Here is an 11,856-nt window from a genome sequence, read left to right on the forward strand (position 1 = left end):
CTCTATCCTGTGACCGCCGCGCGGTGCGTAACCGGATGCGACGACAGCGGTCCATTCTGCCAGATCCACCCGGCGGGACGAAAACGACAGGTCAGAGCAGCAGCAGCAGACCCAACGCGGGCAGGGTGTTGTTGAGCGAGTGCGCCACCCAGGACGAGAACACCGACCGGCCGCGCAGCCGCGCGAACCCCATCGCCGCGCCGCCCCACAGCAGCACCGGCAGCCGCCACCATTCCTGATGCCACACGGCGAACACGACGGTGGTGATCGTCAGGACGCCGATCGGGCGTCCCCACCACCGGTCGGGCCGGCGTTCGAGCGCCCCCCACAGCATGCCGCGGAACATCAGTTCCTCGCCGAGGGGGGCGCCGAACCACACCCAGGCCACGAGCAGCAGTTTCCACCCCGTGGGCAACCCGACCAGCGCGGTGAGCGGGGAATCGGCGGCGTCGATTCCCAGGGCGACGACGAGGATCGCCGCCAGGATCAACGCGCCGAGCAGCGCGATCCCCCCGCCGAGCAGACCGACCCCGAGCTGGTCGCGGAACTCCGCCCACGACCGCGGCAGACCGAAGTCGGCGACGGGCCCGCAGCCCCGCCACACGCTGAACGCGAGGGCCGCCGCCCCGGCGAGCAGGGTGGGGGCCATGATGGCGAGCACGTACGTCTCGGCGACGAAGCCCTCCCCGGCCAGGATCGGTCCCAACGTGAATCCGACGAGGTTGACGGCCAGCACCGCCAGCGCGGCGGGGATACCCCACCGGTGTGCGGGCCGGGACGGTGCGGGCAGCGCGGGAGCCGCAGCGGTCCCCGGGTCGGGCGGTTCGGGGGCGGTCATGTGCGGGCGGCGCGGCGGGTGACGACGGCACCCCGGAGCATCACCAGATCGGGCCGGGCCAGCACGTCCGGGCCGCTGCGCGGGTCGTCCGCGTACACCGTGAGGTCGGCCGGCGTGCCCGGTTCGAGGCTCGGGTGTCCCAGCCAGGTGCGGGCCGCCCAGCTGGCGGCGGCGAGCGCCTCGGTCGGGGTCAGCCCCGCCTTCCCGAGGGCGGCGACCTCGTCGGCGATGCGCCCGTGCCGCACCGAGCCGCCGGCGTCGGTGCCGGCATAGATCGGGATTCCGGCGTCGTGGGCAGCGCCGACGGTGTCCGCGACGCGGGCGTGCAGGTCCCGCATGTGCGCCGCATAGACCGGGAACCGGGCGGCCGAGTCGGCGATCTCCGGGAAATTGTCGATGTTGACCAGCGTCGGCACGAGGGCCGTGCCCTGCGCGGCCATCGCGGCGATGGTGTCGTCGGTCAGGCCCGTGCCGTGTTCGAGGCAGTCGATCCCGGCGGCGAGCAGGCCGGGCAGCGCGTCCTCCCCGAACACGTGCGCGGTCACCCGCGCTCCCTCCCGGTGGGCCGCGGCGATGGCCTCGACGAGGATCGCGTCCGACCACAGCGGGGCGAGATCGCCGGTGCCGCGGTCGATCCAGTCGCCGATGAGCTTGACCCAGCCGTCGCCGGCACGGGCCTGGCGCACCACTTCGTCCGGCAGCTGGGATTCGTCGTCGAGGTCGACGGGCAGGCCGCGGATGTAGCGCTTGGGCGCGGCGATGTGCCGTCCCGCGCGCACGATCCGCGGCAGGTCGGCCCGCGCGTCGAGGTGCCGGGTGTCGACCGGGGATCCCGCGTCGCGCAGTAGCAGCACCCCGGCGTCGCGTTCGGTGACGGCCTGCGCGATCAGCCCGTCCGCGTCCTCCGCGCCGCCACCGAAGCGGATCCCGACGTGGCAGTGGGCGTCGACGAGACCGGGCAGGATCCAGCCGTCGGCGGTGAGCAGTTCGGCCCCGGGGATCGGCTCGGCGGCGAACGTGCCGTCGTCGTCGATCCACAGCTCGACCGGCTCACCGTCCGGCAGGGACCGTCCGCGCAGGGTGAACGCCACGGCGGTCTACTTCTTCGGCAACTTCAGCTGCGAGAGGTCGAAGTTCTCGAGACCGGGCGGCAGCTCGTCGAGGCCCTTCGGCATCTTCGACAGGTCCGGGAACCCGGCGGGCATCCCACCCATGCCGGGCATGCCGGCGGGCATGCCGCCGGGGAACCCGCCCTTGATCTTCGGCGGGGTCGGCCCGCGGCCGCCCTTCTTGCCCTTCTTGCCCTTCTTCGCGCGCTGCGGCTTGCGGGATCCGGGCATGCCCATGCGCCCGGCCATCGCGGCCATCATCTTGCGGGCTTCGAAGAACCGGTCGACGAGCTGGTTGACGTCGGAGACCTTGACGCCGGAGCCGTTGGCGATCCGCAGCCGCCGGGAGGCGTTGATGATCTTCGGGTTGGCGCGCTCCGCCGGGGTCATGCCGCGGATGATCGCCTGGATGCGGTCGAGCTGCTTCTCGTCGACGTTCGCGAGGGCGTCCTTCATCTGGCCCGCACCCGGCAGCATGCCGAGCAGGTTCGCGATCGGACCCATCTTCCGCACGGCCATCATCTGGTCGAGGAAGTCCTCGAGGGTGAGCTCACCGGAACCGATCTTCGCGGCGGTGGCCTCGGCCTGCTGGGCGTCGAAGACCTGCTCGGCCTGCTCGATGAGGGTGAGCACGTCGCCCATGCCGAGGATGCGGCTGGCCATGCGCTCGGGGTGGAAGACGTCGAAGTCCTCGAGCTTCTCACCGGTGGACGCGAACAGGATCGGCTGGCCGGTCAGCTCACGGACGCTGAGGGCGGCACCGCCGCGGGCGTCGCCGTCGAGCTTGGTGAGCACCACGCCGGTGAAGCCGACACCGGCGCGGAACGCCTCGGCGGTGCTCACGGCGTCCTGGCCGATCATGGCATCGAGCACGAACAGCGTCTCGTCGGGCTGCACGGCGTCGCGGATGCCGGCGGCCTGGGCCATCAGCTCCTCGTCGATGCCGAGACGGCCGGCGGTGTCGACGACGACGACGTCGTAGTGCTTGGCGCGGGCCTCTGCGATGCCGTCGCGGGCGACGTTCACCGGGTCGGCGGCGGTGATGCCGAGCGGGTTCTCGCCTCCGCCGATCGAGGTGCCGGGGTGCGGGGCGAACACGGTCGCGCCGGCGCGCTCACCGACGATCTGCAGCTGGGTGACCGCACCGGGTCGCTGCAGGTCGCAGGCGACGAGCAGTGGGGTGTGTCCCTGGTCCTTGAGCCACTTGGCGAGCTTGCCGGCGAGGGTGGTCTTACCGGAACCCTGCAGACCGGCGAGCATGATCACCGTGGGCGGGGTCTTGGCGAACTGCAGCCGGCGGGTCTCACCGCCGAGGATCCCGACGAGTTCCTCGTTGACGATCTTGACGACCTGCTGCGCGGGGTTGAGCGCGCCGTGCACCTCGGCGCCCTTGGCACGTTCCTTGATCTTGGCGATGAACGAGCGCACCACGGGAAGCGCGACGTCGGCCTCGAGCAGCGCCAGGCGGATCTCCCGGGCGGTCGCGTCGATGTCGGCGTCGGAGAGGCGCCCCTTGCCGCGCAGGTCCTTGAGGGCTCCGGTCAACCTGTCGGAAAGGGATTCGAACACCGAATGCGCTCCTGGGTCTGGCGAAGATGCGGACAGTTCTGCGTTCCAGGGTAGCCGTTCGCGGCACGAGTTCTCGCACGTGCACGAGCGCCCACCCCACGCTCAGCCGTTGTCCTCGGGTTTCTTCGGTTCCGGCGCGGGCACCACGGCCAGCACGGCCCGCTCGATCCGCTCCCGGTTCTCCCGGGTGTCGGAGCCTGCGAGGTCGATGCAGAACGCGTCCACGACGGTGCGTCCGAGAGTGGCGACCCGGGCCCAGCGCACGTCGGCACCGCACCGTTCGAACGCGTCCGCGAGCCGGCACAGCATGCCCAGCCGGTCCTCGGCGCGCAGTTCGAGAATCGCCTGCCCCTGCTCCGGGGCGTCGATCCAGATCAGGTGCGGAGGCGCCTGCGCGTAGGTGCCCGGCACGGCCCGCTCCGGTCGTTCGGGCAGCTGCGCCTCGCGGGCGGCCTGCTCCTTCGCGGCGAGTGTGGCGAGCAGGTCCAGGTCCCCGGAGCGGGCCCGGACGAGTTCCTGCCGCAGTAGGCCCGCCGCCGGCGGGGCCCCGAACAGCGGGGCGACGGCGAAACTGTTGACCGCGCTGCCGGCGTGGCTGCCCACCGAGGCGGACAGCACGCGCAGGCCGTACAGTGCCAGCACTCCGGCAGCGTCGGACAGCAGGCCCGGCTCGTCGGGCGCGACAACCGTCACGGTGTAGGCGTGCGGGTTCTCCCCGGGTTGCAGGTCGACGTGGATGCCGCCCTGTTCCGCCCGCCCAGCGAGCTGGGGGTCGATCGGATCGGGGTGCGGCAGCTCCTCCCCCGCCATCATCAGCCGGCAGCGCCGGACCAGTTCCCGGATGAGCGCCGCCTTCCAGTCGCCCCACACTCCCGGGCCCGTCGCGAGCGAGTCCGCCTCGGCGAGTGCGTGCAGCAGTTCGAGCAGCACCGGGTCGCCGTCGATGGCCTCGACGACGGACTCCACCGTGGCGGGATCGTCGAGATCGCGCCGGGTCGCGGTGTGCGGAAGCAGCAGATGGTGGCGGACCATCGCGGACAGCACGGCGACGTCGGAGGGCCACAGGCCCATCCGGCGTCCGATCCGGGTGGCGAGCTCGGCTCCGACGACGCTGTGGTCGCCGCCGCGGCCCTTGCCGATGTCGTGCAGCAACGCCCCGAGCACCAGCAGATCGGGGCGCGCGACGCGGGTGGTCAGGCCTCCTGCCTGCACGGCGGTCTCCACCAGGTGCCGGTCCACCGTCCAGATGTGCACGGCATCGCGCGGGGGCAGATCCCGCACGGCGCCCCACTCGGGCAGCAGGCGGCCCCACAGTCCCGTCCGGTCGAGGGCCTCGATGGGGTCGATCGCGCGGGTCCCCGAACCGAGCAGCACGAGGAGGTCGTTCAGTGCGGTGCGCGGCCACGGTTCGCGCAATTCCGGTGCGTTGTCGGCCAGCCGGCCGAGAGTCGACGCGGAAATGGGCAGGTCGTGCTGCGCCGCGGCCGCCGCGACCCGCGTGATCAGACCGGGGTCCTTGCGGGGGTTCGCGTCACGGGCCAGCGTCACCTCCCCGCCGTGCTCCACGACACCCTCGTCGAGGGGACGGCGGACGGGGACGCGCCGCAACCGGGACAGTCCCTTGCGGGGCAGCGCGTTCCCGGCCGTGCGTACGCCGACCTCCACCGAGTAGCTCACGGTCCGCGCGGCCTCGGTGAGCACCCGGGCCAGGTCGAATCGGTCGCCGATGCGCAGGGCGGCGCCGATCTCGTCCGCGTCCTGGGCACGGAGCTGGTCGCGGGGACGACCGGCGACGCGGTGCAGCTCGGTGCGCACATCGAGCAGGCGGCGGTGCGCGGCCGCGAGCCCGCCGCCGGGAACGTCGGGGCCGAGGCCCGGCATGCCGTCGGTGAGCTGCGCGACGGACAGGGCGTTGAGCAGCTGCACGTCCCGCAGCCCGCCGCGGCCGCTCTTGAGATCGGGTTCGGCCCGGTGCGCGATCTGCCCGCTGCGCTCCCATCGGGCCTCGGTCAGTGCGATGAGCTCGTCGAACCGGCTGCGGATGCCGGTGCGCCACTGCCGCCGCACACCCCCGATCAGCAGGTTGCTCAGTTCGGGGTCGCCGGCGATGTGGCGGGCTTCGAGCATGCCGAGCGCGGCGGTCAGGTCGGATGCCGCTACCTGCAGAGCCTGCGGAACGGTCCGGACGCTGTGGTCGAGCTTGATGTGGGCGTCCCACAGGGGGTACCAGAGCCGGTCGGCGACGCGGGACACGACCGCTGGGTCCATGTCGTCGTGGAGCAGGACGAGGTCGAGATCGGAGTAGGGCAGCATCTCGCGACGGCCGAGGCCGCCGACGGCGACGACGGCGAAGCCGCAGTCGGGTGCGATGCCGAGTTCGGCGCCCTTGGTGACGAGCCAGAACTCGTGGAGGTCGACGAGGGCGTGGCGCAGGGCCGGGGCGTCGAGTCGGCGGTGGCGGGCACCACCGGAGAGCAGCTGGGTTCGGGCTCGGGCGAGGTCGGTGGCGGCGGTGCCGGTTCCGGCCGGTCCCGCAGACACCGGCGGCCCCGATCCCGCTGCGGAGGCAGCGGGACCAGGGCCGCGAGTTCCGGACCCGTTGGGGTCAGAGTGCATCGGCACCTCGTTCACCGGTGCGCACCCGGACCACGGTCTCGACCGGGGTGACCCATACCTTGCCGTCGCCGATCTTGCCGGTGCGGGATGCCTCGACGATGGTCTCGACCACCTTGTCGACGGTGGCGTCGTCGACGACGACCTCGACGCGGACCTTGGGAACGAAGTCGACGGAGTACTCCGCTCCGCGGTAGACCTCGGTGTGGCCCTTCTGGCGACCGTATCCCTGCACCTCGCTGACGGTCATGCCGAGCACACCCGCCTGCTCGAGGCCTGCCTTGACGTCCTCGAGGGTGAACGGCTTGACAATTGCCGTGATCAGCTTCATATCCTCATCCCTTCCCAGTCTCCAGTGCCCTGCTGTCTTCTTATCACTTGAGGGCGGCCGCGAAGTCGTATGCCGACTCCGCATGCTCGGCCTCGTCGATGCCGCGTGCCTCTTCCTCCTCCGACACCCGCCAGCCGAGCGGCTTGAGCGCGAAGGCGACGATCGCGGTGACGATGCCGGTGTAGACCAGGGCGAATACTGCGATGACGATCTGGATCACGAGCTGCTTGTAGTCGCCGCCGTAGAACAGTCCCGTCTCGGTGCCGAGGAAACCGATCGCGACGGTGCCCCACAGGCCCGCGACGAGGTGCACGCCGACGACGTCGAGGGAGTCGTCGTACCCGAACCTGTACTTCAGGCCGACCGCCAGGGCGGACAGGACGCCCGCGACCGCGCCGAGCACGATGGAGCCCACCGGGCTGAGCGCACCGGCCGCCGGAGTGATGGCGACCAGGCCGGCGACGGCACCCGAGGCGGCACCGAGGCTGGTGCCCTTGCCGTCGCGGATCCGTTCGGCGAGGAGCCAGCCGAGGATCGCGGCGGCGGTGGCCGTGGTGGTGTTGACCCAGGCCAGGCCGGCCACGCCGTCGGCGGCGAACGCGGAGCCGGCGTTGAACCCGAACCACCCGAACCACAGCAGCGCGGCGCCGAGCATGACGAACGGCAGGTTGTGCGGACGGAAGGCCGTGCGGCCGAACCCGGCGCGCTTGCCGATGATCAGCACCAGGACGAGCGCGGCGATGCCGGCGTTGATGTGCACGACCGTGCCACCGGCGAAGTCGATGGGCGCGACGGTCGCGACGAGCCCGCCCTCACCGTCGTCGGAGGTGCCGAAGATCTTGGCGGCGAGGCCGTCCTCGGAGCCGGAGAGCAGGCCGCCACCCCACACCATGTGGGCGAGGGGGAAGTACGCGACGGTGACCCAGACGGCGGCGAAGGTCAGCCAGGTGCCGAACTTCACGCGTTCGGCGAGGGCACCGCTGATCAGGGCGGTGGTGACGACCGCGAAGGTCACCTGGAAGGCGATGTCGATGATCTGCGGATAGTCGCCGAGACCGGGCAGGAACTCACCGGCGTCGTCGTAGATGGCGCCCTGCAGACCGAACATCTGGAACGGGTTGGCGAAGATGCCCCCGATGTCCTCGGTGCCGTAGGACATCGACCAGCCCCACAGCACGTAGATCACCGCGATGACCGCCATCGCCCCGAAGGACATCATCATCATGTTCAGGACGGCCTTCGTGCGCGACATGCCACCGTAGAAGAACGCCAGACCGGGCGTCATCAACAGCACCAGGGACGCCGATATCAGCATCCATGCCGCGTCGCCGGTGTTCACCACTTCCTCCACTTGCAACCTCCCTGTTGGCCGCGCCGGTCAGCGCGTCGTCGAGAGAAGAATGCTGTGGTGATGTTTCGGTGGGAGCGCCGCGCTGTTTCAGCGCAGTGAACGCAAATCGGACATGTGTTTCGTTCGTGTTTCGCCGCGAACCCGGCCGCCGCGGACCGTCCTCCGCGTCTCCCCGACGGTGGTCGCGGGAGGCGACGGCGGCGGGTCGGCGGGACTCGGGCCGGACGGATCCGGCGGGACCGGGTGGCCAGCGCGGCGAGCTCCCGCAGGAGCCTCTCGTCGCTGCTTCCCCGTCGCCACCCGCTCCCGCGGGATCCGTCCGGCACCTGTTTCTACCGAACCCGAGTGGCAGATGGGAACCGAGTGACGATTTGTTATCTTTCCGTGACAAAAACCGGCCACCCGGTCGGAGGCCGGGTGGCCGGGGTCGGTCGCGAGGCGGCGGGGTGCCGGGGCGTCAGCCCAGCAGGGCGTCGACGAATGCCCCCGGCTCGAACGGCGCGAGATCGTCCGCGCCCTCCCCGAGTCCGACGAGCTTCACCGGGACCCCGAGTTCGTGCTGGACCTGGAACACGATTCCGCCCTTGGCGGTGCCGTCGAGCTTGGTCAACACCACGCCGGTGATGTCGACGACCTCGGCGAACACGCGCGCCTGCATCAGGCCGTTCTGCCCGATCGTCGCGTCGAGCACCAACAGCACCTCGTCGACCGCGGCCTTCTTCTCCACGACCCTCTTGACCTTGCCGAGCTCGTCCATCAGACCGGTCTTGGTGTGCAGGCGGCCGGCGGTGTCGACGAGCACGGCGTCCACGCCCTGCTCGGTACCCCGGGCGACGGCGTCGAAGGCGATCGCGGCCGGGTCGGCCCCCTCCTTGCCGCGCACGACCTCGGCCCCGACCCGCTCGGCCCACGTCTGCAACTGGTCGGCGGCCGCCGCCCGGAAGGTGTCGGCGGCGCCCAGCAGGACGCGGCGGCCGTCGGCGACGAGGACCCGGGCGAGCTTGCCGGTGGTGGTGGTCTTCCCGGTGCCGTTGACCCCGACGACCAGCAGCACCGCTGGGTGATCCTGGTGCGGCAGGGCCCGGATCGACCGGTCCAGCTCCGGGTGCAGCGCCTCGACCAGCACGTCCCGCAGGACGGCCCGGGCCTCGGCCTCGGTGCGCACGCTGCGGGCGGCCATCTGCACGCGCAGCCGCTCGACGATCTGCGTGGTGGTCGCGGCGCCGAGGTCGGCGATCAGCAGCGTGTCCTCGATCTCCTCCCACGAGTCCTCGTCGAGGTCGCCACCGCCGAGCAGACCGAGCAGGCTCTTGCCCACGGCCGACTGCGACCGCGCGAGCCGGCCACGCAGCCGGTCCAGCCGGCCCTCGGTCGGGGCGATCTCCTCGATCGGCGGCACGTGCGGGACCGGCGCAACTTCGGGCTCGACGGCCGGCGGCGCGATGACCTCGGGTTCGACGGTCGGCGGCGCGATGACCTCGGGTTCGGCGGCGGGAGCCGGCGCGGCTTCCTCCACCGGCGCGGCTTCCTCCACCGGTGCGGTCTCCTCGACCGGCGGGACGACCTCGGACGGTGCCGGCGCCGTCTGCGGCTCGACGCCGGGGACGGGCTCGACCCGGGGTGCCGGTTCGACGGTGGGGGCGGCGCCGGCTTCCGGAGCCTGCTCGGGTTCGACCGTCGGTGCCGGAGCCTCCGAGACCTCCGCCGGCAGTGGCACGACCTTCGGTTCCGGGAGCACCGTGGATTCCGGAGTGACCGGCGGTTTGGGGGACGCCGGCGGTTCCGGGATCACCGGAGGTGTGGGGGCCGGCCGCTCGACCGGCTGCGGTGGCGCCGTCGCGGTCGCACCCTGACTGAAGCTGAATCCGCCCGCAGCCTTGTAGCCGCCGGATCGGTCCTTCTGCTCGGTGCTTTCGAGCTGCGGTGTCTGCTGCGCTGTCAGCGACACCTGCCGCCTCCGGTACAGCGTCAAGCCGACGACGAGCGCGACGAGGAGGACGGCAAGCGCCGCCGCGATGGCTATCCAGGCTCCGGTACTCACGCCCCCATACTGTCAGGCGCGGCGGCGGCGTTCAGCTCTGGGCGAGAAAGATCCTGACCGCGCATCCGCTGGGAGATGACACGGGTGATGCCGTCACCGCGCATGCTGACTCCGTACAGGGCGTCGGCGATCTCCATCGTCGGCTTCTGGTGGGTGATGACGATGAGCTGGGACTTTTCCCGCAGCTGCTCGAACAACCCGATCAGCCGGCGCAGGTTCGTGTCGTCGAGGGCGGCCTCCACCTCGTCCATCACGTAGAACGGCGACGGCCGGGCCCGGAAGATCGCCACGAGCATCGCCACCGCGGTCAGCGACTTCTCGCCTCCGGAGAGCAGCGACAGCCGCTTGACCTTCTTGCCCGGCGGCCGGGCCTCGACCTCGATGCCGGTGGTGAGCATGTCCGACGGATCCGTCAGCACGAGGCGGCCCTCGCCGCCGGGGAAGAGCTTGGCGAACACCTGCTCGAACTCGCGCTCGACGTCCGCATAGGCCTCGGTGAACACCTGCAGGATGCGGGCGTCGACGTCGGCGACCACGCCGAGCAGGTCCTTGCGGGCGTTCTTGACGTCCTCGAGCTGCGTGGCGAGAAAGTTGTACCGCTCCTCGAGGGCGGCGAACTCCTCGAGCGCCAACGGGTTGACCTTTCCCAGGGTCGCCAGGTCCTTCTCCGCGCGCTTGGCGCGCCGCTCCTGGGTGGCACGGTCGTACGGCTGCGGCTGCGGCGCGACGACCTGCTCGCCGCGCTCGCGCGCCTGCTCGAACTCGGCGATCTCGAGTTCGCTGGGCGGCAGCGGCACGTCGGGGCCGTACTCGGCGACCAGGTCGTCGGGTGCTATGGCGAACTGCTCGACGACGGCCTGCTCGAGCTGCTCGATCCGCAGCGCCGCCTGCGCGCGGGCGACCTCGTCCCGGTGTACCGCGTCGGTGAGCTGGGCGCGCTGCGCGCCGAGGTCGCGTACCCGTTCCTTGACCCGGTCGAGTTGTTCGGCGCGCTCGGCGCGCTGACGGGTCAGCTCGTCGCGGTGGGCCGATGCGGCGGCGATCACCTCGTCCAGGTGGGCGGCGACCCGGGCTCCGGACTCGGCCACGGCCGCGGCGACGGTCGCGGCCTGCCTGCGGGCCCGCTGCGCCCGCTCGGCGCGGGCCCGCGCCTCCCGTTCGGCCCGGGCGGCACGGCGCAGCGAGTCCGCCTTGCCGCGCAGCGCCTGGGCGCGTTCCTCCGCGGTGCGGGCCGCAAGCCTCGCCTCCATCTCCACCGCCCGGACCTCGGCGAGGGCGGCCGCGGCGACCTCCCGGTCGAGGGCCGTCGCGTCCGTGCCGGGGTCGGCGCCGTCGTCGCCCTGCTCCTGCTCGGCCAGCCGCAGCCGCTCCTCGAGCTCGACGACCTCCCGGCGGGCCGTGTCCCGTTCCGTCTCGGCGCGGGTGCGCTGCGCGGCGAGCCGCTCGGACTCGGCGTGGGCGGCGCGCGCGGCCTGCCCGAGCCGGCCCAGTTGCTCGTACACCGCGGACATCGCGGCGTCGGATTCGTTGAGGGCCGCGAGGGTCTGTTCGGCCACCTCGGCACGTGCCGCCTGCTCGGCCAGGGCCCCGGCGAGGGCCGCCGAGAGTTCCTCGGAGCGCCGCACCGCGCGGTCGAGGTCGGTGCGGGACGCGTCGATCGCGGCCTGCACCTCGAGCGTGCTCGGCGCGCGCCCGGAGCCGCCGACGACCCAGCCGGAGCCCGCGAGATCACCGCTGCGGGTCACGGCCCGCAGGTCGGGACGCACGTGGCACAGTTCGATCGCGGAGGGCAGGTCGTCCACGACGACGGTGCGCGCGAGCAACGCGTCGAGTCCGCCGCGCAGTTCCGGCGGGCAGTCGATCACGCCCCGCACCCAGCGTGCCCCGGCCGGCAGGCTCGCCGGCTCGGACGGTGCGGTGGTGCCGCCGGCGACGAACGCGACCCGGCCCTGGTCGGCGTCCACCAGCGCGGCGACGGCCGCGGCGGCCGCCGGGGCGGGGGCC

At 72.2% G+C, this 11,856-nt stretch carries 8 protein-coding genes; all 8 read right to left on the reverse strand.

Annotation, left to right across the window (positions count from 1 at the left end; genetic code table 11):
- Window positions 1-91 precede the first annotated feature (91 nt).
- Window positions 92-838 (reverse strand): CPBP family intramembrane glutamic endopeptidase, encoded by a 747-nt coding sequence (locus OEY_RS0104630; RefSeq protein ID WP_010592758.1) that lies wholly within the window; start codon window positions 836-838, stop codon window positions 92-94.
- Entirely contained in the window at window positions 835-1,929 is a 1,095-nt protein-coding gene (locus tag OEY_RS0104635; protein WP_010592759.1) for an amidohydrolase family protein, read from the reverse strand. Before OEY_RS0104635 ends, OEY_RS0104630 begins: the two co-directional genes overlap by 4 nt.
- Before the next feature lie 6 nt (window positions 1,930-1,935).
- On the reverse strand, window positions 1,936-3,516 hold the full coding sequence (gene ffh, locus OEY_RS0104640) for a signal recognition particle protein (RefSeq protein WP_010592760.1): 1,581 nt from the start codon (window positions 3,514-3,516) through the stop codon (window positions 1,936-1,938).
- Between the two features lie 102 nt (window positions 3,517-3,618).
- Window positions 3,619-6,132: a [protein-PII] uridylyltransferase gene (locus OEY_RS0104645; RefSeq protein WP_026137708.1), complete on the reverse strand. Its 2,514-nt coding sequence runs from the start codon at window positions 6,130-6,132 to the stop codon at window positions 3,619-3,621.
- The gene (locus OEY_RS0104650) at window positions 6,122-6,460 is read right to left on the reverse strand and encodes a P-II family nitrogen regulator (RefSeq protein ID WP_010592762.1); all 339 of its coding nucleotides are present in this window, start codon (window positions 6,458-6,460) and stop codon (window positions 6,122-6,124) included. Before OEY_RS0104650 ends, OEY_RS0104645 begins: the two co-directional genes overlap by 11 nt.
- A 43-nt stretch (window positions 6,461-6,503) precedes the next feature.
- Window positions 6,504-7,811 carry an ammonium transporter gene (locus tag OEY_RS0104655; protein ID WP_010592763.1) on the reverse strand — a complete coding sequence of 436 codons (1,308 nt, stop codon included), beginning with the start codon at window positions 7,809-7,811 and terminating at the stop codon, window positions 6,504-6,506.
- 457 nt (window positions 7,812-8,268) lie between these two features.
- Window positions 8,269-9,852 (reverse strand): signal recognition particle-docking protein FtsY, encoded by a 1,584-nt coding sequence (gene ftsY / locus OEY_RS0104660; RefSeq protein WP_010592764.1) that lies wholly within the window; start codon window positions 9,850-9,852, stop codon window positions 8,269-8,271.
- A partial coding sequence (locus OEY_RS28030) for an AAA family ATPase (RefSeq protein ID WP_010592765.1) occupies window positions 9,849-11,856 on the reverse strand: 2,008 nt, incomplete at its 5' end. The genes ftsY and OEY_RS28030, both read right to left, overlap by 4 nt.

Source organism: Rhodococcus sp. P14 (assembly GCF_000256505.1).
GTDB classification, from domain to species: Bacteria; Actinomycetota; Actinomycetes; order Mycobacteriales; family Mycobacteriaceae; genus Rhodococcus; species Rhodococcus ruber.

Coding starts and splice junctions, on each gene's coding strand:
- OEY_RS0104630 (WP_010592758.1), bottom strand. CDS start 838: ATGACCGCCCCCGAACCGCCCGACCCGGGGACCGCTGCGGCTCCCGCG.
- OEY_RS0104645 (WP_026137708.1), bottom strand. CDS start 6,132: ATGCACTCTGACCCCAACGGGTCCGGAACTCGCGGCCCTGGTCCCGCT.
- OEY_RS0104650 (WP_010592762.1), bottom strand. CDS start 6,460: ATGAAGCTGATCACGGCAATTGTCAAGCCGTTCACCCTCGAGGACGTC.